This window comes from Novosphingobium sp. CCH12-A3, from assembly GCF_001556015.1.
GTDB lineage: Bacteria > Pseudomonadota > Alphaproteobacteria > Sphingomonadales > Sphingomonadaceae > Novosphingobium > Novosphingobium subterraneum.
Genome location: NZ_LSIA01000050.1, coordinates 1 through 23,585 on the forward strand (window position 1 = coordinate 1; position 23,585 = coordinate 23,585).

Consider the following 23,585-nt stretch of genomic DNA (forward strand, 5'->3'; position numbering starts at 1 on the left):
GAATAGACCTGGTTGCCCACCCCGGACAAAAGGTGCGAGCGGCGGCGGCAGGCACCGTGCTTTACGCCGGCAAGGAACCCGAACGCTTCGGGCAGCTGATCCTGATCGATCACGGCGGCGGCTTCGTCACCGCCTATGCCTATCTCGGCATGATGACGGTGAAGGAAGGGCAGACGGTGACCAAGGGCGAGCGCATCGCGCTGGTCGGGCAGAGCGGCGAGGCACAGCGGCCGACGGTCCATTTCGAGCTGCGCCGCAACAACGTGCCACGCGATCCGGAACTCTACCTGCCGCCGCGGTTGTAACGCCCATGGACCTCCACCTTCTCCGCCCGGGAAAGCGCAAACCGGTGAACGTGCTGCGGCGAACGCTGAAGGTTTCGGTCTGGGCGGACATCGGGCTGCGGCTGGGCGCCGCATTCGCCTTGGTGGCTATCGTGGTGGCGGTCCACTGGATCGACCGGTCGGGGCTGAAGGACAGCCATGACGGGTCTATCAGTTTCCTCGACGTGGTCTATTTCACGATGATCTCGATCACGACGACCGGCTTTGGCGACATCGCCCCCGTGAGCGATCGTTCGCGGTTGATCGAGGCGGTCATCGTCACGCCGATCCGGGTGGCAGTGATCTTCATCTTCGTGGGCACGGCCTACAATTTCATCATCAAGCGCACCTGGGAGCGGTTTCGCATGGCGCAGATCCAGAAGAACCTGACCGACCATATCGTGGTGCTGGGCTTTGGCGTTTCGGGGGCAGAAGCCGTGGCCGAACTGGTCGCGCGGGGCACCGATCCGGGCTGCATCGTGGTGATCGATCCTTCGGAAAGCGCGCTGGCAGCCGCAGCCAACATCGGCTGCAATGTCATGGCTGGCGATGCCACGCGCGATGCAACGCTGGTCGACGTGCGGATCGACCGGGCCTGCGCCATCCTGGTTTCGGCCGGACGCGACGATACCTCGATCCTGATCACGCTGACCGCGCGGCATCTGGCGCCCGGCGTGCCGATCAGCACCGTGGTGCGCGCGGCGGACAACGAGGATCTGGCGCGCCAGGCTGGCGCCAGCACGGTCATCAACCCGGTGCGCTTTACCGGGCTGCTGATGGCCGGGTCCGCCCATGGCAAGCACGTCGCCGAATACCTGACCGATCTCGCCTCGGTCGAAGGCCGCGTGCAGCTCGTGGAGCGCAAGGTGAGGCCCGAGGAAGTCGGTCGTCCGCTGGCGGCACTGGCCAGCGGCGGACGGGGATTGAGGATCTATCGGCGCGGAACGGCAATAGGATTCTGGGAAGCGGCCGCCGATCGGCTTGAGGAAGGTGACGAGATCGTCGAGATCGCCCCTACCCCCGCTACTGCCCGATGAGCATGAACGCGAGGCCCATCGAAAGGTAGGCGGCGAGCCAGAATCCGCCGTCAATCAGAGCCAGCCGGGTGCTGATGCGCTGCTGGCTGTAGCTGATCCACAGCGATGGAACGACGAAGGCGATGGCGAGGCCGCCCGACATCATGAAGTAGAGCCACCACTTCACGTCGAGCGTAGCCGCGCCGACGCGGGCGAACATGTGGCCCATCATGCTGGCGGAAATGAACAGCAGGGCGGCGGTGATGGCGGCGGTACGGGCAGGCGAGCGGCGGATGCCGAGCTTGCCGGGGCCAACCTCCTCCAGCCGGGCACGGCCGAACAGCGGGCCATACCAAAGGGCTGACGCACCAAGCGCAAAAAGCGTTGCAACAACGACGGCTATCCAGTTGACCGGGCCCATCTTTTCCTTCTTTGCCAAGCCCCCGTTGCGACCAACTGCTACGCCTGACAAACGCGGAAGGCAACGCCAAGCGGGGCAATGGTGACGTGGCGTGCTTTTTAGCCTATGGGCCGCGCCACGATGGCAAGCCAGATTCCCCCTCTCGAAATTCCCGAAGCCCCCAAGGTCGGCATGGTCAGCCTTGGCTGTCCCAAGGCGCTGGTCGATTCCGAGCGCATTCTCACGCGCCTGCGCGCCGACGGCTATGCGATGAGCGCCGATTATGCGGGCGCGGACGTGGTGCTGGTCAACACCTGCGGCTTCCTCGATTCCGCCAAGGAAGAGAGCCTTTCCGCAATCGGCGAGGCCATAGCCGAGAATGGTCGGGTGATCGTGACCGGATGCATGGGCAACGAGGCCGACGTGATCCGCGCGAAGTTTCCGCAGGTGCTGGCGGTGACGGGTGCGCACCAGTACGAGGCGGTAGTCGAAGCGGTGCACGAAGCCGCCCCGCCGAGCATGGGCCCGTACATCGACCTTATCCCGCAGGCCGAGCCGGGCGACGTGAAACTGACCCCGCGCCACTATGGCTATCTCAAGATTTCCGAGGGCTGCAACCACGCCTGCGCGTTCTGCATCATTCCAAGCTTGCGCGGAAAGCTCGCCAGCCGCCGCATCGACGCGGTGCTGCGCGAGGCCGAAAAGCTGGTGGCAGCGGGCACGAAGGAACTGCTGGTGATCAGCCAGGACACCTCGGCCTATGGCGTGGACGTGCGGCACGAAGAGCGCATGTGGAAGGGCGAGCCGGTTCGCACGCACATGACCGACCTCGCCCGTGAACTGGGCAAGCTGCGCACGCCGGAAGGCGAAACGCCGTGGGTGCGGCTGCACTACGTCTATCCCTACCCGCACGTCGATGCGGTGATCCCGCTGATGGCGGAAGGGCTGGTGACGCCCTATCTCGACATCCCGTTCCAGCACGCCAGCCCCAACGTGCTGCGCAGCATGAAGCGCCCGGCCAACGAGGCCAAGGTGCTCGACCGCATCAAGGCTTGGCGGGAAATCTGCCCGGACATCGCCATCCGCTCGAGCTTCGTCGTCGGCTTCCCCGGCGAGACCGAAGCCGACTTCGAGTACCTGCTGGAGTGGCTGGAAGAAGCGCAGCTTGATCGCGTGGGCGGCTTCCGGTTTGAGCCGGTGGCCGGTGCGGCTGCGAACGACCTGCCGAACCCGGTGCCCGAGGAGATCAAGGAAGAGCGCTATCGGCGGCTTATGGAAACCACCGAGCGCATCAGCGCTGCCAAGCTGGCAGCCAAGATCGGCAGGACGATCAAGGTTATCGTCGAGGAAGTGGGCGAGCCTGACGAAGATGGCGACATCGGCGCGACCGCACGATCACAGGCCGATGCGCCCGAGATCGACGGTGCGGTCTATCTGCGCAACGTGCCAGCCACGCTCAAGGCGGGCGATTTTGCGCAGGTGCTGGTCGAGGATGCCGACGCCCACGACCTCTACGGCGTGATCGTGGAATAGGATCAGGCCGCTTCCTTGCAGGCAGCGGCCAGCAGGCTTTCGCGCAGGGCGCCGATATCCGGCAGATCGAGGTCGGCAAGGTCGGCGATGCCTTCGATGGCATCGTCGCCGTAGCAATGGGCAAGTGCGATCGTCTCGCCCTTGAGCCGCTTGGCCAGAGGCAGGGACCAGAAGGTGCGGACGACCGGGAGCGCGGTGTCGGCAGGGTCCTCGTCGACCACCATGGCCAGGCGCTGTGACTGCAGGCGCACGAAGGAGCCGATCGGGTAGACACCGACGGTTTCGACGAAGCGTTCGAGGATGCCGGGATCGAACGTGCTTGGCTGTTCGCGCAGCCTGCGGATAGCGTCGGCCGGATCAAGCTGCTCGGCACCCGAAATCAGCGTGTCATAGGTATCGCAGATTGCGGCCATGCGGCTGAGGGCTTCGATTGCCGCGCCGCTCAGACCTTGCGGATAGCCGCTGCCGTCGAGCCTTTCGTGATGGTGCAGGATCACCCGCAGCACCGGCTCGGGAATGTCGCCTGCCGCCTTGAGGAAGGTGTAACCAAGCACGACGTGCTGTTCGCGTAGGTCGGGGCGAAGCAGCGAATAGTCCCCGCCGACCGACGCGAGGTCGACCGGGAGCTGCCCTACGCCAACGTCCATCAGCAGGCCTGCCATGCCCGCGTCGCGGATGTCGACGGGCGAGAATTTCATATGGCGGGCCAGCGCGATCATCAGGGCGCTGACGGCAAGCGAATGGCGATAGACCGGCTCGTTGTCGTTCTGGCAGCGCAGCAGGCCGTTGAAGGCGTAGAGGTTGCGCTGGACCGAGGCATAGACGGCATCGAGCACGGGTTCGATATCGTGCACCTTGATCGCCTTGCCCAGCCTGACCTCGATGAAGGCTTTGCTCACCACGCGCAGGGCATCGCCGGCAGCACGCTTGGCCCGCCCGAATTCACGCGCCATGGGCATGGCTGCAGGTGCCCGACCGAAACCAGGCCCGGGCCGCTGGGGCACGGGTTCGATGGCAGGGCGCATGGACTTGGCGGTCATGCCGGCGTTACGCGGGCCCGAGACGATATGCGGTGCTGCAACAGGTTCGTCCGCCACGGCCTTGCCGCGGGTCGTATCGATGATCACGCCGTCCACGTCACTCTCGCGCAGGCGTTCGAGCATGTCGGGATCATCGAGCAGGAACTTCCGCTTCCAGAAGGGATGGCTGAACCAGCTTCCTTCCAGCTTGTGGATGAACATGCCGAGTTGGACTTCGTCCGTGGATATGCGCTTGAGCATGGCCCGCCTGCTTGAATGACGGGCACTAACCTAGGTTATAGCGGGTGTGCCTTTTCCAGCCGGAAAACTCCGTGGAAATGCGTAAGGCCTGCGCTCCTTCCGTTAGCCATGGCGGCCAAGGGAAGGAGCGAGTCTGATCGTGTTACTGGTTGGGGTCCTGCACCTTGAACGGATCGGTGGCGTCGGGCTTTGTCGGCAAGGGCGAGCGGGGCAATTCCTTGTCGCTCATTGCGGCCTGCAACAGCATGCCGGCAAGGATCACCGAGGCCTGGCGCATGTCATCGGCGCGCATGTGATCGAGCGTGTCGACGCTCGAGTGGTGGACGCGGCTGTCGTAGTCGAGCGGGTCCTGGATGAACTGGTAGCCGGGCAGGCCGATCGCCTGAAGATAGACGTGATCGGTGCCGCCAGTCTTGCTCATCACCACCTTGTCCGCGCCGAGCGAATTAAAGGGCGCCAGCCATTCGCGCAGGATCGGCGCGGCAGCCACATTGCCTTCGGCATAAATGCCGCGGAACTTGCCCGAGCCATTGTCCATGTTGAAATAGGCCTTGAGATCGGCATAGCCGGCCTTGGGCGTGATCGGATAGGCGTTGCGCCATGCCGAATAGCTGTCGATCCCCTTGAGCGTGGGATCCACCGGCCGCGTCGCCAGGTGCCGCTCGATATAGGCCTTGGACCCGAGCAGCCCCTGCTCTTCCCCGCTCCACAATGCGAAGCGGATGGTGCGCTTCGGCCGGACACCCATCCTGGAAAGGAGGCGCGCGGCTTCGATCACGGCAACACTGCCCGCACCGTTGTCGGAAGCGCCATCGCCAGCGATCCAGCTGTCGAAGTGGGCACCGGCCATGACGTAACCTGCCTTGGGATCGGTGCCGGGAATTTCGGCGATGACGTTGTCGGCCATGAGGTCCTTGTCATCGAAGCTGGCGTCGATCGACAGGGAGAGCTGGGGGGCAGCACCAGTCTTCTCGAGGCGGACGAGGCGGCGGTAGTCTTCCTGCGCCATGTCCATCGCCGGCACAGCGAGCGTTTCGCCGGGGATGAAATCATAGCCTTCGCCGTGGACCAGCTTGCCGTCGCGGTAGGTCATCTTGACCATCGCCAGCGCGCCTTCGGCCTTGAGGAATTCGGAAAGCTTGCGGGCAAAGCCGCGACGCGCGACCTGCATGGCCAGACCTTCGGGATCGTGGCGCGGGAGGCTGTACTTGTCGAGCTTGCCGATATCCTCGCCCGAGAGGCGTTCGAACATCGGATCCTTGGATTCGCTGCTCTCGCCTGGCAGGCTGACGAGGACGATCTTGCCGGCGAGCTTGCCCTTCCAGGCTTCGAAATTCTCCACCTTGCTCATCGGCGCGACCACGACCGGAGCGGTGATCGTGCCATTCGTGGCGGGCGACCACGCTACCGGCAGAACAGTGAGCGGCAGGCTGCGCGGGCTGGTCATCGTGGCGGAATAGGACTTGAGGTTCCAGCCAAGACCAAACTCGAACGGTTCGCGGTGAATGTTCTTGAGACCGTAGGACGCGAACTTTGCCGCAGCCCAGTCTTCGGCCTTGCGGTGGTTTTCCGAGTTGGTGAGGCGCGGGCCGATCCGGTCCATCAGTTCCGAGGCGGTTTCCATCGCGTCGGAGCGGTTAAGGCCTTCGTCAAGCAATTGGGCGATCAGCCTGTCCTCGGCAGGTCCGGCAAAGACAGGAGCAGCGGTGGCGCAAAGCGCAATGGCGGCGACGCCGGTGGCGACGCGCGAGCGGACGGTCATGTCTGGAAGGCTCCCTGAGCAAGTTTCTATCGCAACCAGTCTTGCCGCTGGAGCCGCGATTGCCAAGTGCCTTTTTTTATACCGGCCTGAGCAGCCAGTGGCTGACGCCCCATTCCCTGCCGCCGCGATGACCGAACAATCCTGCGGTGGCGAGGTAGAACAGGCGCCACCGACGCATCCACAATGGCGTATCGCCGCCATAGACCTGACGTAGCACCGGCTCGATCTCGGCCGCCTTGGCATCGAACAGCGCGAGCCAGTGGCGCGCGGTCTTTTCGTAGTGCGTGCCATCCCACCACCATTCCCGCTCGAGCGCGAACAGATCGTCGAACTGGCCGATGAGCGCGTGGCTGGGCATGATGCCGCCGGTGAAGAAATACTGCGCGATCCAGCTGGACTTGTCGGCGGTGTCGAAGCGGTAGGGATACTGGCGATGGCTGAAGACGTGAAGGAACAGGCGACCATCGGGCCGGAGCCATGTCTTCACCCGGGCAAGCAGTTCGCGCCAGTTGGCCATGTGTTCGAACATCTCGACCGAGACGACGCGATCAAACTGCCCTTCCGGCGCAAAGGCATTCATGTCGGCAGTCAGCACGGTGAGGTTGCTGAGACCGCGCGCTTCGGCTTTTGCGCGGATATGTTCGCCCTGTGGCCGAGAATTCGAGACGGCGGTGATGCGAGCGTTGGGGAAGCGCGCGGCCATGGTGAGGCTGAGCGAACCCCAGCCGCAGCCGAGTTCGAGGATGTGCTGGCCATCTTCGAGCGCGGCAAGTTCCATGGTGGCGGAAAGGGCCGCAAGTTCGGCCTGTTCGAGCGTCTCGTTGCCGGTGGGATAGAGACAGCAGGAATACTTGGCGTTCGGCCCAAGGCTCAATTCAAAAAAGCGCGGCGGCAGTTCATAGTGCTGTTCGTTGGCGGCTTCGGTGTGTTCGGCAACGGGCCGCTGCGCCATCCACGCGGCGAAACGCGCATCGTCGGGCCGATCGCGATGGACCGCGCGGCGGCGCTTTTCGCACATGAAGGACACACCGGCACGGGTCAGCGCATCGGGCAGCGGGGCGCGCTCTACGAGCGAGATCAGCGGGGCAAGGAGGCTCACGAAGAGCAACTAGCCACCGGGGTGTGACTTGTGTCAACCTGTCACCACGGGAACGGTCTATAACGGGAAACGGACGGGTAAGGTCGCGGCGGTTCGTATCGCGGTGCCTATGGGGGTCATGGTGTGATAACAGAGGGTAGTGCGCCGGGGGGCGCGCTCGATATTGCCGTGGTGGGGAGCGGGATCTCCGGCCTTTCGGCTGCGTGGCTGCTATCGCGGCGGCACCGCGTGACGCTGTTCGAGGCAGCGGACCGGCTGGGCGGGCACAGCAACACGGTCGAGGCCGATGGCGTGCCGGTGGACACCGGGTTCATCGTCTACAACGAACGGACCTATCCCAACCTGACCGCGCTGTTCGCGCATCTTGGCGTGCCGACGCGCGAGACGGTGATGAGCTTTGCCGTGACGCTGGACCAGGGTCGGCTGGAATATTCGGGCGACTTGCGGGGGCTGTTCGCGCAGCGGCGGAACCTCGTGTCTCCGCGCTTCTGGTCGATGCTGCGCGACCTGGTGCGGTTCTACAAGGCGGCGCCGCGCGATCTGCCGGAGATGGGCGAGCTGGGGCTTGGCGCCTATCTTGACGGGCTGGGCTGTGGGCCGGCGTTCCGCGACGATCATCTCTATCCGATGGCAGCGGCGATCTGGTCCACCCCGGTGCACGATATCCCGCATCATCCCGCGGCGGCCTTCGTGCGCTTCTTCGAGAACCACGGGCTGTTGCAGTTCCGCGAGCGCCCCCGCTGGCGCACGGTGAATGGTGGGAGCCGCGAATACGTGAAGCGGATCAGCGCGCCATTCATCAAGGGGGTGCGGCTTTCCTCGCCGGTGCAACGGATACGGCGTCTGCCCGATGGCGTGCTGATCGACAGCGGACATGGCTGGGAGCGGTTCGACCAGGTCGTGCTCGCCACTCATGCCGACCAGTCACTGGCCATGCTGGGCGATGCCGATGCTGAGGAGCGCCGTCTGCTCGGGGCCTTTCCCTATCGCCATAACGAGGCCGTGCTCCATTCCGATCCGCGCCTGATGCCGCGGCAGCGCAAGGTGTGGTCAGCGTGGAACTATGCGGCGCAGCGGGGCGCGGAACAGCACCAGCTTTCAGTGACATACTGGATGAACCGCCTGCAGCATCTGCCGACCGACAAGGACCTGTTCGTCACGCTCAATCCGCTCGTCGAGCCGGACCCGGCGCTGGTAATCCGGCGCGAGGCCTATGATCACCCCGTGTTCGACGTGGCCGCCGGCCTTGCGCAGAAGCATTTGTGGTCTTTGCAGGGGCGACGGCGGACCTGGTTCTGCGGAGCATGGTTCGGGGCAGGTTTCCACGAGGACGGGCTGCAATCGGGGCTGGCCGTGGCCGAGCAGCTGGGCGGGGTGCGCCGACCGTGGAACGTGGCTGAGGAATCCGGGCGCATCCATGTGACGCACCAGGCGCGCGTGCCGGAAATGGCGTGATGGACGACGGCGCACTGTACCTTGGGCATGTTCTGCACCGGCGGTTGCGGCCCTGCATCCACGTACTGCGCTATCGCGTGCTGCACATGGCGCTCGACATCGACCGGATCGACGACCTCGCCGCGCGGCTCAGACTGTTTTCGCGCGGGACGTTCAACCTGTTTTCCTTCCACGACCGCGATATCGGCGACGGCCGCGCGCTGCGTCCACACGCGGAACGTTTGCTGCGCGAGGCCGGCATCGAACCGGACGGCGGCCGCATCGTGCTGCTGACGATGCCGCGCATTCTGGGATATGCGTTCAATCCGTTGAGCACCTGGTTCTGCCATGGTGCCGACGGGGCGTTGCGGGCAGTGATCTACGAAGTTTCGAACACTTTCGGCGAACGGCACAATTATGTGATCGCAGCGCGGCCTGGGGCAACGATCCTGCACCAGAGCGCGGCCAAGCGCTTCCACGTCTCCCCCTTCCTGCCGATGGATCTGGAATATACCTTCCGCGTCGCTCCGCCAGGCGATCGGCTGACGATCGGTATCACCGTGGCCGACAGCAAAGGCCCGATCCTGGCGGCAGTCCACACTGCGCGGCGTGCAGAACTGACCGATGCGGCACTCCTGCGCGCAGCGCTGGGCTACCCTCTGGCAACTCTCAAGGTCACTTCAGGTATTCATTGGGAGGCGCTCAAGCTGTGGCTCAAGCGCGTGCCCCTGTTCCGCAAGCCTCCGCCGCCCGCGACAGCGATGACGGTGGGGCGATAGCGCCCCGAGCAGATCAGAACAGGCGCGTGAGCAGGTAGAAGGCGGCGCTGACGGTGGCGCTGGCCGGGATCGTGATGAACCAGGCCATGACCACGCGCTGCGCGACGCCCCAGCGCACTGCGCTGGCACGGCGGGCAGCGCCGGTGCCGATGACACTGCCGGTGATCGCATGGGTCGTCGAGACCGGAATGCCGAGCGCGCTCGCCCCGAACACGACGATCGACCCTGCCGAAGAGGCGCAGAAACCGGTGTGATGATTGAGACGGGTGATCTTGGTGCCCATCGTCTTGATGATCTTCCAGCCGCCCGACATCGTGCCGAGCGAGATGGCAGCGTAGCACGACAGCACGACCCATTCGGGAATGTGGAATTCACCCTTCAGATAGCCGGTCGAGTAGAGCAGCACGGTAATGATGCCCATCGTCTTCTGCGCATCGTTGCCGCCATGGCTGATCGAATAGGCCGCCGAGGACAGCAGATGCAGGCCCTTGAACACGCCTTCGGCACGGCGCGGCTGGAAACCCTTGAACAGCCAGCTGGTGATGAGCACGAAGAACATGGCCAGCGCCATGCCGATCATCGGCGACATGAAGATGGCGACGAACGTCTCGATCGTCTTCTTGGATTCGATCGCATCAAACCCGCCGTGGATCACGCCCGCGCCCAGCAGCCCGCCGATCAGGGCATGGCTGGACGAAGAGGGAATGCCCTTGATCCAGGTGACGATGTTCCAGAACATCGCCCCGACCAGTGCGCCGAACACGACGGCAGGGGTTACGATATCCTTGTCGATGATGCCCTTGCCGATGGTATCGGCAACATGGAGACCGACCAGCCAGTAAGCCCCGAAGTTCCCGGCGGCAGCAAAGATCACCGCCGCCACGGGCGAGAGCAGGCGCGTCGATACGACGGTGGCGATGGAATTGGCCGCATCGTGCAGGCCGTTGAGAAAGTCGAAGGCCAGCGCCAGCGCAATCAGGCCAACCAGCAGCGGAAAGGCGAGCTCGTGCATCGGATCAGCTCCTGTCCCGCGCCGTCAGGCGTGGTCGATGACCAGCGCGTCGATCTCGTTCGCCACGTCTTCGAAGGCGTCGGCGATCTTTTCGAGGTGCTTGAATATCTCGCGCGAGACGATGAACGCGATGTGATCGCCATCGGCGCGATGGCGTTCGAAGTTGGCCTTGAGGCCCGCCTGGTGAATCAGGTCGACCTCGCCCTCAAGCTTGACGATGCGTTCGGTCAACGCGTGAAGACGCCCGCCGTTGCGCTCGATGTCGCGAAGCAGCGGCATGGCTTCGGCGATGAGGCCAACGGCTTCGACGATCTTGTCGGCCATGGCCTGCATCTCGGCCTCGAAGCCGACGACTTCATAAAGCTCGATGGCGGAAGCTGCGGCCTGCATCTCGTCGATGGTGTCATCCATCGCGCCGATCAGCGAAGTGATGGCCCCGCGATCAAACGGCGTCAGGAAGGTGCGGCGCACAGTGAACAGCACTTCGCGGATGACGTCGTCGGCAGCGTGTTCGCGATCGCGGATCCGGCCGACCCACTGCGCCGCATCGCCTTGGGCGCGCGTCAACCTGGCGAGCGCATCAGCCGCATCGACACAGGCGGCCGCATGGCGTTCGAACATGCCGAAGAAATCGCCCGACTTGGGCAGGAGACGCTGGAACCAGCCGAACATCGATAAGCTTCCCGAATTGCCGCACGCACCAGGGGAAACGACTCGTCTCCTCCTGTGCGCGCACTAGGCCAGTCATAGTGCGGTAACAATCCGAAAGCGCGCGATTGTCCACACGATCAGAGCCAGCCGATCCGCCTGAAGCGCAACCACAGCCCCCCGCAGACGGTGATGATGACCCCCCAAACCGCAAAGTAGCCATAATGCCACTTCAGCTCGGGCAGGTATTCGAAGTTCATGCCATAGATGCCGGCAATGGCGGTGGGCACGGCGAGGATGGCGGCCCAGGCAGCCAGCTGACGGGTCATCTCTCCCTGCCGGTGCTGTTCAAGCAGGCTGGCGGTTTCGACAATCGCCGCGAGCGTTTCCTTGAGCCCGCGCATCCGCGCCATCGCCCGGCGGACATGATCCAGCACGTCGCGGAACCAGATCCGCGCAGTGGGATCGATGCAGGGAAGATCAGCCACGACAAGGCGTTCGCAAACCTCCTCCATCGGACCGATCACCCTTTCGAAACGACGCAGCTGGCGGCGCAGACGAAAGATGCGGCGGATGACGGACTGCTCCGGAAAGACGTCGATGGCCGCCTCTTCCATCTCCTGCGCGATCTCCTCGAGGCGTTCGAGCAGCGGCAGGTAGCCATCGACGATGAAATCGAGCACGGCATGGAGAATGTAATCCGGTCCTTCAGAAAGCCTGTCGCCTTGTGCCTCGATCTCGGCCCGCAGGGACAGGTGGGGCCGCGTGCTGCCGAAGCGCACGGTGATGAGGAAATGGGGGCCGATGAAGAATGCTGTCTGGCCATAGCCGATCTCCTCGCCCTCCCTCAGCTCGGCGGTGCGGGCGACGACGAACAGCGTCCGGCCATAGACCTCGACCTTGGGCAGCTGGCGGGGATTGAGGGCGTCCTCCACGGCCAACGAGTGCAGGCCATACTGGCGGCGCACGAGATCCATCTCGGCCACGTCAGGCTCGCACAGGCCGATCCAGTCAAAGGTGTGGGGCGCAAGGTCGGGTACGCACTCGCCGGTCAGTGCAAGGGCTTCATCGTGAGCGGTGCCATTGCTGTAGCGGCGGGCGGCGATAACGGTCATGCCGACATGAGTGGCAAAGTCGGGCGCCACTGGCAATCGCGCGCAAGTGTGCTAACATTGCTGTAAATAGAAGCGATGGAGAGAGACAGTGGGTGCAGAGCAGTCCACCTTTACGGCCAGCAAGCCCGATACTGACGTGCTGATCGTCGGTGCCGGAATCTCCGGTATCGGAATGGCAGCACACATGAAAATGCTCTGCCCCGACCGCTCGTTCGCCATAGTCGAACGCCGGCCACAGATCGGAGGCACCTGGGACCTGTTCCGCTATCCCGGCGTGCGTTCCGATTCGGACATGCACACGCTGGGCTTCGTGTTCGAACCCTGGAAGCACGAGAAGTCGATTGCCGACGGGCCTTCCATCCTCGACTACCTCAACCGGATTGCCGACGAACGCGACATCCGCCGCCATATCCGCTTCGACAGCAAGGTGGTCAGCGCCGATTTTGACAGTGCCGCCGGTTACTGGGTGGTGACCCTTGAAGGCAAGGATGGGCAGCGCAGCCGGGTGACGGCGGGCTGGCTCTATCTGGGATCGGGCTATTACGATTACGACAAGCCTTACGAGGCCCATTTCGACGGGCGCGAGGACTTCGAGGGCGAGATCGTCCACCCGCAGTTCTGGCCGGAGAACCTTGATTACGCGGGAAAGCAGGTTGTGGTCATCGGATCGGGCGCGACCGCAGTGACGATCGTGCCGTCTATGGCCGACAAGGCCGCGCACGTCACGATGCTGCAGCGCACGCCGACGTGGTACGTCACCCGGCCGGCCAAGGACGCGATCGCCAACTTCCTGCGCAAGTTCCTGCCGGAAGAAACTGCGTACCGGATCACCCGCTTCAAGAACGTCAAGCTGCAGAACCTGTTTTTCAAGCGGGCACGCACCCGGCCGGACAAGGTCGCCGCGTTCCTGACCAAGCGGCTGAAGTCCCTTCTGGGTGACAAGTACGATGAGAAGGCCTTCACGCCGCCGTACAATCCGTGGGAGCAGCGACTGTGCCTGGTGCCCGACGCCGACCTGTTCGAGGCGATCAAGGCGGGCAAGGCCAGCGTCGTGACCGACCGGATCGAGCGCTTCGATGCGACCGGCATCCAGCTGCAATCCGGCAAGCATCTCGATGCCGACGTGATCGTGACAGCCACCGGCCTGAAGATGGTAATGGCCGGCAAGATCGCGATCAGCGTGGACGGCCTGCCGGTCGATTTCGCCGACCGCTATTACTACAAGGGCGCGATGTTCTCGAACGTGCCGAACCTGGCGGCGGTCTTTGGCTATCTCAACGCCTCGTGGACGCTGCGGGCCGACATCAACGCGCGCTACATCTGTGACGTGCTCAACGCGATGAAATCGCGCGGGATGGAAGTGGCCGTTCCGAAACTGGCGCCCAACCACCATCTGGACGAGGACAACATCTACGACTTCTCCTCGGGCTATATCGAACGGGCCCGCCATCTCCTGCCCAAGTCGGCAAGCGACATGCGCTGGCGACTGAACCAGGACTACGTGCGGGACGTGACGTGGATGCGCGATGACCCGATCGAGGATGGCGTGCTGCAGTTCAGCCATCCCCGCCCCGCAACCGCGCACAAGGCGCACATGGCGGCAGCGGAATAAGCGCTTTTGCGGGACGTCCCGTTGCGATACCACACCCGCGATGACTGACGAATCCCGCATCTGGACCGCCGCGCTGATTGTCGTGGGTGACGAAATCCTGTCCGGCCGCACGCAGGACAAGAACATCGCCCAGGTGGCGACCTGGCTTGGCGTCCAGGGCATACGCCTGCGCGAGGTGCGTGTCGTGCCAGACGACATGGTGGCCATCATCGAAGCGGTCAATGCCCTGCGCGCCCGCAACGACTACCTCTTCACCACCGGCGGCATCGGCCCCACGCACGACGACATCACGGTTGATGCAGTAGCGGCGGCGCTGGGCGTGGACGTAGTGATTCACCCCAAGGCCCGGGCGATTCTGGAAAGCTACTACGCCACGCGCGGTGGCCTGAATGATGCGCGCCTGCGCATGGCGCGCGTGCCGGCCGGCGCGGACCTGATCGAGAACCGCGTTTCCGGCGCCCCCGGCATCCGCATCGGCAACGTTTTCCTGATGGCAGGTGTGCCGGGCATAACCACACAGATGCTCGATGGCCTGACCGGTCAACTCGAAGGTGGGTTGCCCTTGCTCTCGACAACGGTCGGCTGCTGGGTGGCAGAAAGCGAGATCGCCGACCTTCTGCGCGAGACGGAAAAGGCGTTCGATGGTGTGCAGATCGGCAGTTACCCGTTCTTCCGGGAAGGCAAGACCGGGGCGAATTTCGTGATCCGCTCGGTCAGCGAGACGACGCTCAAGGCCTGCGCCCATGCGCTGGAAGAGGGGCTGGCCGCAATCGGCCGCTTCCCCGTTGCGGGGGGAATCTGAAGCCGTGCTGACCCGTCGCCTTGCCGTGCTTGCACCGATCGCCTTTGCCCTCGTTGCCGCCGCGCCGATAAAGAAGCGCGCGCCCGCGCCGCGCGCAGCAGCGCCAGCCTATCCCGCGCCGTCGACTGCTCCCCTGCCCGACACGGTCCGCGTGGCGCTGGAGACCGAGGCCGGGCGCATTGTCGTCGAGGTCGACGTCAAGCATGCGCCCGCGACGGCGACGAACTTCGTCCGATATGCCGAGACGAAGCGCCTTGATGGCACGGTCTTCTACCGCGCGATGCATCTCAACTGGGGCGAGCAGCCGAACGGTCTCATCCAGGCCGGAACGCGCGGCGACCCCAGGCGCAACCTGCCGCCTGTCGCGCATGAGCCGACAAACGTGACCGGCATCCTGCACAAGGCCGGCACGCTTTCGATGGCGCGCTATGCACCGGGCACGGCAACCGGCGACTTTTCGATCATGGTATCGGACCAGCCGGGCCTCGATGCCCAGCCGGACTCGACTGATCCCGAGGCCAAGGCAGGATATGCCGCATTCGGCCAGGTTGTCGAAGGCATGGACGTGGTCAAGGCCATCTTCGCTGCACCGATCTCGGAGACCGAGGGCGAAGGGATCATGCGGGGGCAGATCCTGGCAAAGCCGGTGAAGATTCTCTCGGCCCGGCGCGTGGCCGTTGCTGCGCCCGATGCTCCGCCCGCACCTTGATGGGATGCTGCTGGCACTGCTGCTGCCAGCGCTGGCGGGATGCTCCACGACCCTGACCGATTTCGAGCGCACGCTTGCCGCCGGTGACAGCGCGACGGCGGCGTTGGGCCAGTGGTGTGAAAGGCGGGGGCTTGCCCAGCCCCCGGTGATCCGGGCCATCTCCGATCCCGCCGCCGCACCGGTCTCCCTCGCAGTCCGCCAGAGCCTCGAGATTTCCGCCGACGAGCCGGTGGCATACCGCCATGTGCGATTGGTCTGCGGGAACCGCACGCTCTCGGTAGCGCACAACTGGTATGTTCCGTCACGCCTGACGCCCGAGATGAACCGCGCGCTGGCCACGACCGACACGCCCTTCGGGAAAGTCGTTGCGCCGCTCCGCTTCCAGCGGGAGCGTCTGGCACAGCGGCGCGGGGCGATGGAGCAGTGCCCGCAGGGGACAGTCCTTTCGCACCGGGCCCGGCTGCGCACGGCTGAGGGCCAAGTGATCAGCCTGGTCGCCGAGTGCTATACAACCGAAAACATCCGGTAACATTTCTTTACACAGAGCGGGAACGCAATGGCGGCTTGAGGATTTCCTGCGTCGACGGGAGTGCTACCTTACGATGCCGACGACGCCGACTTACGCTTTCTCGCGCGATGCGGGGAACAACCGGCTTATCCTGCTGCTGCTCGCGATCGGCTTCGCAGCCGTCGTCGCGGCGGTTGCCGCCGTGGTCATCGTGCAGCGGCAGGCCGAGCGCGATGCCTATTGGGTAGAGCACACGCTTGACGTGGAAGCGTCGCTAAATCGCTTCGTCCGCCACGCCGAGCGGACCGAGACAGCGCGGCGCGGGATCATCATCGCGCCGACCGAAACAAACTTCATCACGATTGCCGAGAAGGCCATCGCCGATGCCAGCAACGAGCTGACCACGCTTGAAACGCTGGTGAAGGACAACAGCTCCCAAGTCCGGTCGGTGGCTGGCCTGCGCAAGGCCTTTGACGGATACGCCGAACAGGCACGCACCACCGAGGCGGAGGCCAAGCTCGGCATTCTCAAGGTGGATTCGCTTGACCGCGACAGCACCGTTGCGGCCATTCGCCACATTCGCACTTATGCCGACGAGATGCTGGTGCGCGAGGACAAGCTCCTGCGCGAACGGAACCTCGCGCAGGACAGCACGCGCACCCTGCTTTCGGCCATGTTGGCGCTTTGTGCCGCCCTGGTCATCGGCGTGGCGATAGCCGCCATCCAGATCATCCGCCGCAACATCGCCGAAATCGACGGCAAGCGCCGCGAACTCCATTTGCTCAATCAGGAACTGGAAACGCTCGTCGACGAGCGCACGGCCGAATTGCAGCGCGCCAATGCCGAGATCCAGCGCTTCGCCTACATCGTCAGCCATGACCTGCGCTCGCCTCTGGTCAATGTCATGGGCTTTACCGCAGAGCTTGATGCAGCACGCAAGGTTATCGGCGAACACGTGCTGAAGGATGGCGAGGAAGTGCCGCAGCAGGTGCGTCTGGCGGTGGAGGAGGACCTGCCCGAATCCATCGGCTTCATCCGGTCGTCCACGCAGAAGATGGACCGCCTGATCAACGCGATCCTGCGCCTTTCGCGCGAGGGCCGCCGCACGCTCTCCCCGGCGCGCGTTGCCATTGCCGATGTGGTGCAATCCATTATCGAGTCCCTCCAGCACCGGATCGACGAAACCGAAACGCGCGTGGAACTGGGTGAACTGCCCGTAGTCGAGACCGACCGGCTGGCGATCGAACAGATCCTGTCGAACCTGATCGAGAATGCGCTGAAGTACCTGCAACCGGGCCGCCCCGGCGAGATTCGCATTGCGGGCAGCACATCCCACGGCCGCGCGATCATAACGGTGACGGACAACGGGCGTGGCATATCCGCCCGTGACCACGAACGCATCTTCGATCTCTTCCGCCGGTCGGGCATGCAGGACCAGCCGGGCGAAGGCATCGGGCTCGCCCACGTGCGCGCGCTGGCCTATCGCCTTGGAGGGCTCGTCGAAGTATCATCCGAGGAAGGACAGGGTTCGACCTTCACGGTCAGCCTGCCGCTCAAGTTTCAATCCGGAGTAGCCGATGCCTGATCAACTCGCCGTCAACATCGTCATGGTCGAGGATGACGAAGGCCATGCCCGTCTGATCGAGAAGAACATCCGGCGCGCCGGTATCTCGAACACCATCCATCATTTCACCGATGGCACCAGCGCGCTCGACTATCTGTGGAACGATCCGCACGGCCCGGCACACAACGGCCCGGCCCTTGTCCTGCTGGACCTCAACCTGCCGGACATGAGCGGGATCGACATCCTGTCCAAGATCAAGAGCGATCCGCATCTGCGGCGCACGCCGGTTGTGGTGCTCACCACGACCGACGACAAGGTGGAGATTCAGCGTTGCTACGACATGGGCTGCAACGTCTATATCACCAAGCCGGTCAACTACGAGAACTTCGCCGAGGCGATCCGCCAGCTCGGCCTGTTCCTCTCGGTCATCCAGGTGCCGGACGCCGAGGAGGCCCATTGAGCGCGGATCCCGTCCGCCTCCTTTATATCGACGACGATCCGGCGCTGCGCCGGCTGGTACAACGTCGCCTCGGCACGCTGGGTTTCGAGATCACGCTCGCGGCCGACGGGCACGAGGGCCTTGCCACGGCGCAGGGCGAAGAGTTCGACGTTATCGCGGTGGATCACCACATGCCGGGCATGGATGGCTTGCAGACGCTGGAGCGCCTGCTCGCCCTGCCCTGCTGCCCCCCGGTTGTCTACGTCACCGGGGCCGATGACGGCCGTCTTGCCGCCGCCGCACTGCGTGCCGGTGCCGAAGACTATGTCGTCAAGACGATCGGCGAGGACTTCATCGAGCTGCTGCGCTCGGCCTTTTCGCAATCGCTCGAAAGAGTACGCCTGCGCCGCGCCAAGGAACAGGCCGAGCGCGACCTGATTGCCAGCAACGAGCGGCTCGCCGCGCTCCTGCGCGAGGTCAACCATCGCGTGGCCAACAACCTGCAGATGACGATGAGCTTCATCAACATGCAGGCTTCGGTCCTGCCCGAAGGCGAGGCGCGCAATGCGCTGCTGGCCTCGCAACAGCGCATTGGCGCCATCGCGCACGTCAACCGCCACCTCTATGCCACCGGCAATGTCGAGAGCGTGGCGCTGGACGAATATCTCGCCAATCTCGCCCGCGATCTGACCGAGACCTGGACGTCGCCGCATGCGCCGCGCAATGTCGTGGCCAGGACCGAGCCGATGGAATTGCAGACCGACAAGGCAGTCACCCTGGGCATCATCATCTGCGAGCTGGTGGCAAATGCCTGCAAGTACGCCTACGGCGCCGATTGCGCCGGCGAAGTGCGGATCATCCTGTCAACCGGCGCGGCCGGCCACGTTCGCCTGACCGTGGAAGATGATGGCGCAGGGTTTGGCGAGAACGCCGAAACCAAGGGCACCGGCCTTGGGCAGCGCCTGGTCAAGGCCATGGCGCGCGGGCTTGGCGCCTCGATCTGCGCCCAGAGTGCCAACCCTGGCTTTCGGGTCAGCCTCGAGTTCGATCCGGGCTGACCGTCCAGTCGCCAACCGCGCCTTCCATGGCGGCATCGGCATAGGCTTCGAGTTCACGCCAGTGGCGATCCCAGCCGGGCCCGCGCTTTTCGGGCGGAATGATCGCCTCCACCTGCAGGCGGGCGACGGTGACCGGGTTCTGGGCGATTTCGGGATCGGGCATCCGCCGCTCCTAGACGAGTGGCGCCGACAGAAAAAGGGCCGGAGAGGTATCCCTCCCCGGCCTTCTTTTTCTGGTGCATCAGCGCACGAGGTCCCCGCCTTCGCGGGGACGCAGCCTGATCAGCCGCCGTGAACCTGGGCAACGTCGATCTTCAGGCCGGGGCCCATCGACGAGGACAGGCCGACCTTGCGCAGGTACTTGCCCTTGGCGCCAGCAGGCTTCGCCTTGACGATCGCATCGACGAATGCGTCGAAGTTCGCGCGCAGCGCTTCGTCCGAGAACGAGAGCTTGCCGATGCCGCCGTGGATGATGCCGGCCTTTTCGACGCGGAATTCGATCTGACCGCTCTTGGCAGCCTTGACCGCATCAGCGACGTTCGGCGTGACGGTGCCGAGCTTCGGGTTCGGCATGAGGCCCTTGGGACCCAGCACCTTGCCGAGGCGGCCGACGATGCCCATCATGTCGGGCGTCGCGATCACGCGGCCATAGTCGAGGTTGCCGTTCTGCATGTCCTCGAGCAGGTCTTCGGCACCGACCTTGTCGGCACCGGCGGCCAGCGCGGCTTCCGCCTTGTCGCCACGAGCGAACACGGCAACCTTGACGTCCTTGCCGGTGCCCGAGGGCAGCGTGACCATGCCGCGGACCATCTGGTCGGCGTGGCGCGGATCGACGCCGAGGTTCAGCGAGACTTCAAGGCTCTCGTCGAACTTGGCGGACTTCAGGTCCTTGAGCAGCGCGATGGCTTCATCGACTGCGTAAAGCTTCTGGTTGTCGCCCAGCTTGGTGGCAAGGGCCTTCTGCTTCTTGGTCTGCTTGGCCATGGAATCAGCCCTCCACCACGGTGAGGCCCATCGCGCGAGCGGAGCCTTCGATGATCTTCGTTGCGGCGTCGATGTCGTTCGCGTTCAGGTCCTTCATCTTGGCCTGGGCGATTTCCGCCAGCTGCGAACGCTTGATCGAACCGGCCGAAGCCTTGCCCGGGGTCTTGGAACCCGACTTGATGCCAGCGGCCTTCTTGATGAAGAAGGTTGCGGGCGGGGTCTTGGTCACGAAGGTGAACGAGCGATCCGCATAGACCGTGATCACGGTCGGCAGCGGGGTGCCCTTTTCGACTTCCTGCGTGGCAGCGTTGAACTGCTTGCAGAATTCCATGATGTTGACGCCGCGCTGACCCAGCGCAGGACCGATCGGCGGAGCAGGCTTTGCTTCACCGGCTGCAACCTGCAGCTTGATATAGCCTTCAATCTTCTTGGCCACGATGGCCTCCTTTCTTCCTGTCGGCCCGCCCGATGGAGCGAAGCCTCAGAGTGAGCGGTCAAACGCTCCGAAACCGGAACTCCCGCACGGAATCACTACCCTTTCAGGCAGCGAAGCGCGGGCCGATAAGGCTATCGGCCCGCAAATGCAAGCTCTGGTGCTTTAGCCGCGAACCAGTTCGACTTCCTCGAAGCCCAGTTCCACCGGCGTCGCACGCCCGAAGATCGAGACCGAGACCTTCACGCGGCTCTTGTCGAAGTCCAGTTCCTCGACCACGCCGTTGAACGAGGCAAAAGGCCCTGCGTTGACCTTGACCTGATCGCCGATCTCGTAATCGACCGAGACGTTCTTGCGCGGTTCGGCGGCGGCCTGCTCACGCGCACCGAAGTAACGGGCGGCTTCCTTGTCGGAAATCGGCTGCGGCTTGTTGTTGGTGCCAAGGAAGCCGGTCACCTTCGGGGTGTTCTTGACGAGGTGGTAGATGTCGTCGTTCATCGCCAGCTTGGCGAGCACGTAGCCCGGCATGAACTTGCGTTCGACCTGGACCTTCTTGCCGCGCTTTACCTCGGTGACCGTCTCGGTCGGCACTTCGACCGCTTCGACCAGCTGCGAAAGGCCGATACGCTCGGCTTCGGAGATGATCGCTTCCTTCACCTTGTTCTCGAAACCGGAATAGGCGTGAATGATGTACCAGCGGGCCATATCGTTTCTCTTGGTCCTTTAGGTGATCAGGCGAGCGAGAGCAGGAAGCGGACGACCGCGCTGAACAGCGAGTCGATGCCGAGGAAGAACACTGCGAGGATCAGCATCATGATGCCGACGAAGATCGCGGTGGTGGTGGTTTCCTGGCGGGTCGGCCAGACAACCTTGCGTGCTTCGGCCTTCACCTGATTGAAGAACTCGCCGGGGCTGGTCTTGGCCATTGCTCTGGTGCCTTGCTTGCTGCGGCCGGAGCCGCGTGGAATTTCGTTTCTTCCGGCTAGGGGTCATCGCCGCCCCGGACAAGTCCGGGAGGGGCTGGCGATTTTCCGATGTCGGAAGTTCCGTTCATTTAGTCCGCGCCGGGCCGGTTGGCAAGGGTGGCAATGGGGCCGCCATGGAGGACAAACGGGATGGCCCGCTCCCTGACCCCGGCAATCCGAGCGATCGGCAGGAACGCAGCTGACGGCGCACCGTTGAACGCCTGCACGAAAACAGGGGCGCGAAATGGGGCGAAAGGAACGAGAACCATGAAAAAGATCATTCTCCCGCTGGTGGCCCTTGCCATGGCCGGGACCGCGCAGGCCCAGAGCGGCCAGGCCAAGGCTGAAGGCTCGACCAATGCCGGCGCGCAGGTTTCGACGGGCAATGGTGCAGTCAATGCCAATACCGGTGTGGGCGCCGAAGTGAGCACGTCCGCCACCGCGCAGCGCGACTCAGCCACCAAGGGCTTGGGTGGAGAGGTTTCCACTACAGCCCGTACCCGCAACGAGGCTCGCGCAGACACGCGGGCGGTGGACCGGGCAGAACGCAAGGCCACGGCGACGGCCGAGCGCACCAAGCGCAAGGCCGAAGCTACGGCGGAGCAAACCAGGCGCTCGGCCGAGAGGACGACTGGTCGGTTGAAGGACCGTACCACCGACACTCTCGATGACGTGGCAACGTCTGGCGCGGTCGATGCCGCAGTCTCCGGCCGTGGATCACTCGGTGGCAGCCTCGGTCAGACCGGAGCCGGCGCTGCCGGGTCGATCCAGGGCGGCGTGACGGGAACCGCGGGCGGTGCGCTGGGCGGCCTTCATCGCAGGTAAGCACCAGCCTCAAACCGGCATGAAGAGGGCGGGCCGCAGACGGCTCGCCCTTTTTCGTGCCGGTTTCGTCTGCTCACCAGACTTTGACGCTGGCGTTGCGCAGTCGCGATGCTAGCATCCTGTCACTCTCAAGCGAACCAGACGCATGAGACGACTGGGGGCGGGCGCTTAAAGGCGTACCGCCTCTTTTTTGCCTGGGCATTGCGCCTAATTCGATTGCGCCACCATCGGCACGACGAATCCTGCGCAGCGGCAAAAAAGCTGCTGGCGGATTGCGCTGTCTTCAAAGTGATTCGCGGCGCCAAACCTCGCCTTGGTGGCGAGTGGCAGGAGTGGAGGGACTCGAACCCACGGCCCTCGGTTTTGGAGACCGATGCTCTACCAACTGAGCTACACTCCTGTGCTCTGAGCGGCCCCTTAAAGACTTGACGGCGGGAGCGCAACCGACCGAAACACATTATTGAAGATTATGGCCCGCAACGATCCCCACGCCATCCCGCCCGAGCTCCTGCTCAAGGCCTATCGCGCCGGGATTTTCCCGATGGCCGACAGCCGCGATGATCCCGAAGTCTTCTGGGTGGAGCCGCGGATGCGGGCGATTCTGCCGCTGGAGGGCTTTCATCTTTCCAAATCCCTGGCCCGCACATTGCGCCGGGGCAAATTCACCGTCACCTGCAACGCCGCTTTCGAAGCCGTGATCGACGCCTGCGCCGCGCCCCGCCCCGGTGCCGAGGAAAGCTGGATCAGCGCGCGGATTCGCGAAAGCTACATCGGGCTTCACGAACATGGTCATGCCCATTCCATCGAATGCTGGAACGAGGGGCGGCTGGTCGGCGGACTTTATGGCGTGGGATTCGCGCGCGTGTTCTGTGGCGAATCGATGTTCAGCCGCCAGACCGATGCATCCAAGGTCGCTCTGGCCTGGTTGGTCGCGTCGCTGCGCACGGTGGGCGCGGAATTGCTCGACTGCCAGTTCACCACGACACACCTGGCGTCTCTGGGCGCAATCGAGATTCCGCAGAGCCAGTACCTGCAACTGCTGTCACAGGCGCAGCGGCCCTATTCTTCGGCTGAAGTGGCTGCAGGTCGCGCGCTTGCCGAAGCGGTCGGTGATGGACTGGTCGCGGGCTTCGGCCCGGGATTGGGGGATGCCGCCGCGCTGGCGTTGCCGCTGGGCTTTGCCGCATTGCGCGCGGAAGCGACCGGCTCTTCCTCGCCGGGGAAGGTCATCGCACAGTCCTTGACCCAAACGTCATAGACAGGGTGTTCGACCACGCTCAACGAC

Annotated in this window: 27 protein-coding genes and 1 tRNA gene; 14 read left to right on the forward strand and 14 right to left on the reverse strand. The window is 64.2% G+C overall.

The window, feature by feature from the left end; all coding sequences use genetic code 11:
• Together AX703_RS03425 and AX703_RS03430 are read left to right on the forward strand one after the other, a co-directional pair.
• Nucleotides 1–305, forward strand: a 305-nt coding sequence (locus AX703_RS03425) for a murein hydrolase activator EnvC (RefSeq protein ID WP_156451900.1), incomplete at its 5' end; no start/stop codon positions are given.
• Between the two features lie 5 nt (nt 306–310).
• Nucleotides 311–1,360 (forward strand): TrkA family potassium uptake protein, encoded by a 1,050-nt coding sequence (locus AX703_RS03430; RefSeq protein ID WP_062342650.1) that lies wholly within the window; start codon nt 311–313, stop codon nt 1,358–1,360.
• Here AX703_RS03430 and AX703_RS03435 read toward each other — a convergent pair.
• Complete coding sequence (locus tag AX703_RS03435) at nt 1,347–1,778, reverse strand: DUF1761 domain-containing protein (RefSeq protein WP_231735350.1); 432 nt, start codon at nt 1,776–1,778, stop codon at nt 1,347–1,349. The two genes, AX703_RS03430 and AX703_RS03435, sit on opposite strands and share 14 nt — an antisense overlap.
• An 87-nt stretch (nt 1,779–1,865) precedes the next feature.
• Between AX703_RS03435 and rimO the strand changes: the two genes are divergently transcribed.
• Nucleotides 1,866–3,272, forward strand: a complete 1,407-nt coding sequence (gene rimO / locus AX703_RS03440) for a 30S ribosomal protein S12 methylthiotransferase RimO (protein ID WP_062342652.1) — start codon at nt 1,866–1,868, stop codon at nt 3,270–3,272.
• 2 nt (nt 3,273–3,274) lie between these two features.
• On the opposite strand, the gene AX703_RS03445 is transcribed toward rimO, so the two are convergent.
• The 3 genes from AX703_RS03445 to AX703_RS03455 form a co-directional block, all read right to left on the reverse strand.
• Nucleotides 3,275–4,552 (reverse strand): DUF3391 domain-containing protein, encoded by a 1,278-nt coding sequence (locus tag AX703_RS03445; protein WP_062342654.1) that lies wholly within the window; start codon nt 4,550–4,552, stop codon nt 3,275–3,277.
• Between the two features lie 142 nt (nt 4,553–4,694).
• The gene (locus AX703_RS03450) at nt 4,695–6,314 is read right to left on the reverse strand and encodes a M20/M25/M40 family metallo-hydrolase (protein ID WP_052241993.1); all 1,620 of its coding nucleotides are present in this window, start codon (nt 6,312–6,314) and stop codon (nt 4,695–4,697) included.
• Nucleotides 6,315–6,390: 76 nt separating this feature from the next.
• Nucleotides 6,391–7,413 (reverse strand): cyclopropane-fatty-acyl-phospholipid synthase family protein, encoded by a 1,023-nt coding sequence (locus AX703_RS03455; protein ID WP_062342721.1) that lies wholly within the window; start codon nt 7,411–7,413, stop codon nt 6,391–6,393.
• A gap of 123 nt (nt 7,414–7,536) precedes the next feature.
• Here AX703_RS03455 and AX703_RS03460 point away from each other — a divergent pair, with 123 nt between their 5' ends.
• The gene (locus AX703_RS03460) at nt 7,537–8,868 is read left to right on the forward strand and encodes an NAD(P)/FAD-dependent oxidoreductase (RefSeq protein WP_062342656.1); all 1,332 of its coding nucleotides are present in this window, start codon (nt 7,537–7,539) and stop codon (nt 8,866–8,868) included.
• Entirely contained in the window at nt 8,868–9,626 is a 759-nt protein-coding gene (locus AX703_RS03465; RefSeq protein ID WP_062342658.1) for a DUF1365 domain-containing protein, read from the forward strand. The genes AX703_RS03460 and AX703_RS03465 overlap by 1 nt, the downstream gene beginning before the upstream one ends.
• Nucleotides 9,627–9,639: 13 nt before the next feature.
• Here the strand turns inward: AX703_RS03465 and AX703_RS03470 are convergent, their stop codons facing one another.
• The 3 genes from AX703_RS03470 to AX703_RS03480 all read right to left on the reverse strand — a co-directional run bounded on the left by AX703_RS03470 (nt 9,640) and on the right by AX703_RS03480 (nt 12,401).
• Nucleotides 9,640–10,638: an inorganic phosphate transporter gene (locus tag AX703_RS03470; protein ID WP_039331872.1), complete on the reverse strand. Its 999-nt coding sequence runs from the start codon at nt 10,636–10,638 to the stop codon at nt 9,640–9,642.
• A gap of 24 nt (nt 10,639–10,662) precedes the next feature.
• Nucleotides 10,663–11,310 (reverse strand): DUF47 domain-containing protein, encoded by a 648-nt coding sequence (locus tag AX703_RS03475; RefSeq protein WP_039331869.1) that lies wholly within the window; start codon nt 11,308–11,310, stop codon nt 10,663–10,665.
• A gap of 116 nt (nt 11,311–11,426) precedes the next feature.
• A complete protein-coding gene (locus tag AX703_RS03480) occupies nt 11,427–12,401 on the reverse strand; it encodes a magnesium and cobalt transport protein CorA (protein WP_062342660.1) in 975 nt (324 codons plus the stop codon).
• A gap of 88 nt (nt 12,402–12,489) precedes the next feature.
• Between AX703_RS03480 and AX703_RS03485 the strand changes: the two genes are divergently transcribed.
• The 7 genes from AX703_RS03485 to AX703_RS03515 all read left to right on the forward strand — a co-directional run bounded on the left by AX703_RS03485 (nt 12,490) and on the right by AX703_RS03515 (nt 19,093).
• On the forward strand, nt 12,490–14,013 hold the full coding sequence (locus tag AX703_RS03485) for an NAD(P)/FAD-dependent oxidoreductase (RefSeq protein WP_062342662.1): 1,524 nt from the start codon (nt 12,490–12,492) through the stop codon (nt 14,011–14,013).
• Nucleotides 14,014–14,053: 40 nt separating this feature from the next.
• Nucleotides 14,054–14,815, forward strand: a complete 762-nt coding sequence (locus AX703_RS03490; RefSeq protein WP_062342664.1) for a molybdopterin-binding protein — start codon at nt 14,054–14,056, stop codon at nt 14,813–14,815.
• 4 nt (nt 14,816–14,819) lie between these two features.
• On the forward strand, nt 14,820–15,524 hold the full coding sequence (locus tag AX703_RS03495; protein ID WP_062342666.1) for a peptidylprolyl isomerase: 705 nt from the start codon (nt 14,820–14,822) through the stop codon (nt 15,522–15,524).
• Between the two features lie 4 nt (nt 15,525–15,528).
• Nucleotides 15,529–16,053, forward strand: a complete 525-nt coding sequence (locus AX703_RS03500; protein WP_156451901.1) for a hypothetical protein — start codon at nt 15,529–15,531, stop codon at nt 16,051–16,053.
• Nucleotides 16,054–16,126: 73 nt separating this feature from the next.
• The gene (locus AX703_RS03505) at nt 16,127–17,617 is read left to right on the forward strand and encodes an ATP-binding protein (protein ID WP_039331859.1); all 1,491 of its coding nucleotides are present in this window, start codon (nt 16,127–16,129) and stop codon (nt 17,615–17,617) included.
• The gene (locus tag AX703_RS03510; RefSeq protein ID WP_039331857.1) at nt 17,610–18,056 is read left to right on the forward strand and encodes a response regulator; all 447 of its coding nucleotides are present in this window, start codon (nt 17,610–17,612) and stop codon (nt 18,054–18,056) included. Before AX703_RS03505 ends, AX703_RS03510 begins: the two co-directional genes overlap by 8 nt.
• The gene (locus AX703_RS03515; protein ID WP_082734375.1) at nt 18,053–19,093 is read left to right on the forward strand and encodes a response regulator; all 1,041 of its coding nucleotides are present in this window, start codon (nt 18,053–18,055) and stop codon (nt 19,091–19,093) included. Before AX703_RS03510 ends, AX703_RS03515 begins: the two co-directional genes overlap by 4 nt.
• On the opposite strand, the gene AX703_RS03520 is transcribed toward AX703_RS03515, so the two are convergent.
• The 6 genes from AX703_RS03520 to AX703_RS03545 form a co-directional block, all read right to left on the reverse strand.
• Complete coding sequence (locus tag AX703_RS03520) at nt 19,068–19,256, reverse strand: hypothetical protein (RefSeq protein WP_039331855.1); 189 nt, start codon at nt 19,254–19,256, stop codon at nt 19,068–19,070. The genes AX703_RS03515 and AX703_RS03520 overlap by 26 nt on opposite strands.
• A 119-nt stretch (nt 19,257–19,375) precedes the next feature.
• Nucleotides 19,376–20,077: a 50S ribosomal protein L1 gene (gene rplA / locus AX703_RS03525; RefSeq protein ID WP_039331853.1), complete on the reverse strand. Its 702-nt coding sequence runs from the start codon at nt 20,075–20,077 to the stop codon at nt 19,376–19,378.
• Nucleotides 20,078–20,081: 4 nt separating this feature from the next.
• Nucleotides 20,082–20,513, reverse strand: a complete 432-nt coding sequence (rplK, locus tag AX703_RS03530; protein WP_039331852.1) for a 50S ribosomal protein L11 — start codon at nt 20,511–20,513, stop codon at nt 20,082–20,084.
• Between the two features lie 162 nt (nt 20,514–20,675).
• The gene (gene nusG / locus AX703_RS03535; protein ID WP_039331850.1) at nt 20,676–21,215 is read right to left on the reverse strand and encodes a transcription termination/antitermination protein NusG; all 540 of its coding nucleotides are present in this window, start codon (nt 21,213–21,215) and stop codon (nt 20,676–20,678) included.
• Between the two features lie 26 nt (nt 21,216–21,241).
• Entirely contained in the window at nt 21,242–21,436 is a 195-nt protein-coding gene (gene secE / locus AX703_RS03540; protein WP_039331848.1) for a preprotein translocase subunit SecE, read from the reverse strand.
• A 128-nt stretch (nt 21,437–21,564) separates the two neighbouring features.
• Nucleotides 21,565–21,744 carry a hypothetical protein gene (locus tag AX703_RS03545; protein ID WP_062342669.1) on the reverse strand — a complete coding sequence of 60 codons (180 nt, stop codon included), beginning with the start codon at nt 21,742–21,744 and terminating at the stop codon, nt 21,565–21,567.
• Between AX703_RS03545 and AX703_RS03550 the strand changes: the two genes are divergently transcribed.
• Nucleotides 21,743–22,300 carry a hypothetical protein gene (locus AX703_RS03550; protein ID WP_062342671.1) on the forward strand — a complete coding sequence of 186 codons (558 nt, stop codon included), beginning with the start codon at nt 21,743–21,745 and terminating at the stop codon, nt 22,298–22,300. The genes AX703_RS03545 and AX703_RS03550 overlap by 2 nt on opposite strands.
• A gap of 324 nt (nt 22,301–22,624) precedes the next feature.
• Here the strand turns inward: AX703_RS03550 and AX703_RS03555 are convergent.
• Nucleotides 22,625–22,700, reverse strand: a tRNA-Trp gene (locus tag AX703_RS03555).
• A gap of 69 nt (nt 22,701–22,769) precedes the next feature.
• Between AX703_RS03555 and aat the strand changes: the two genes are divergently transcribed.
• Entirely contained in the window at nt 22,770–23,558 is a 789-nt protein-coding gene (aat, locus tag AX703_RS26405) for a leucyl/phenylalanyl-tRNA--protein transferase (RefSeq protein ID WP_082013268.1), read from the forward strand.
• The last annotated feature ends 27 nt before the right edge of the window (nt 23,559–23,585 follow it).

What these genes read in the sequence shown, in the direction of transcription:
- AX703_RS03430 (WP_062342650.1), top strand. Translation starts at nt 311, where the DNA reads ATGGACCTCCACCTTCTCCGCCCGGGAAAGCGCAAACCGGTGAACGTG.
- rimO (WP_062342652.1), top strand. Translation starts at nt 1,866, where the DNA reads ATGGGCCGCGCCACGATGGCAAGCCAGATTCCCCCTCTCGAAATTCCC.
- AX703_RS03445 (WP_062342654.1), bottom strand. Translation starts at nt 4,552, where the DNA reads ATGCTCAAGCGCATATCCACGGACGAAGTCCAACTCGGCATGTTCATC.
- AX703_RS03450 (WP_052241993.1), bottom strand. Translation starts at nt 6,314, where the DNA reads ATGACCGTCCGCTCGCGCGTCGCCACCGGCGTCGCCGCCATTGCGCTT.
- AX703_RS03465 (WP_062342658.1), top strand. Translation starts at nt 8,868, where the DNA reads ATGGACGACGGCGCACTGTACCTTGGGCATGTTCTGCACCGGCGGTTG.
- AX703_RS03470 (WP_039331872.1), bottom strand. Translation starts at nt 10,638, where the DNA reads ATGCACGAGCTCGCCTTTCCGCTGCTGGTTGGCCTGATTGCGCTGGCG.
- AX703_RS03475 (WP_039331869.1), bottom strand. Translation starts at nt 11,310, where the DNA reads ATGTTCGGCTGGTTCCAGCGTCTCCTGCCCAAGTCGGGCGATTTCTTC.
- AX703_RS03480 (WP_062342660.1), bottom strand. Translation starts at nt 12,401, where the DNA reads ATGACCGTTATCGCCGCCCGCCGCTACAGCAATGGCACCGCTCACGAT.
- AX703_RS03490 (WP_062342664.1), top strand. Translation starts at nt 14,054, where the DNA reads ATGACTGACGAATCCCGCATCTGGACCGCCGCGCTGATTGTCGTGGGT.
- AX703_RS03500 (WP_156451901.1), top strand. Translation starts at nt 15,529, where the DNA reads ATGCTGCTGGCACTGCTGCTGCCAGCGCTGGCGGGATGCTCCACGACC.
- AX703_RS03505 (WP_039331859.1), top strand. Translation starts at nt 16,127, where the DNA reads ATGCCGACGACGCCGACTTACGCTTTCTCGCGCGATGCGGGGAACAAC.
- AX703_RS03510 (WP_039331857.1), top strand. Translation starts at nt 17,610, where the DNA reads ATGCCTGATCAACTCGCCGTCAACATCGTCATGGTCGAGGATGACGAA.
- AX703_RS03520 (WP_039331855.1), bottom strand. Translation starts at nt 19,256, where the DNA reads ATGCCCGATCCCGAAATCGCCCAGAACCCGGTCACCGTCGCCCGCCTG.
- rplA (WP_039331853.1), bottom strand. Translation starts at nt 20,077, where the DNA reads ATGGCCAAGCAGACCAAGAAGCAGAAGGCCCTTGCCACCAAGCTGGGC.
- nusG (WP_039331850.1), bottom strand. Translation starts at nt 21,215, where the DNA reads ATGGCCCGCTGGTACATCATTCACGCCTATTCCGGTTTCGAGAACAAG.
- secE (WP_039331848.1), bottom strand. Translation starts at nt 21,436, where the DNA reads ATGGCCAAGACCAGCCCCGGCGAGTTCTTCAATCAGGTGAAGGCCGAA.
- AX703_RS03550 (WP_062342671.1), top strand. Translation starts at nt 21,743, where the DNA reads ATGAAAAAGATCATTCTCCCGCTGGTGGCCCTTGCCATGGCCGGGACC.
- AX703_RS03545 (WP_062342669.1), bottom strand. Translation starts at nt 21,744, where the DNA reads ATGGTTCTCGTTCCTTTCGCCCCATTTCGCGCCCCTGTTTTCGTGCAG.
- aat (WP_082013268.1), top strand. Translation starts at nt 22,770, where the DNA reads ATGGCCCGCAACGATCCCCACGCCATCCCGCCCGAGCTCCTGCTCAAG.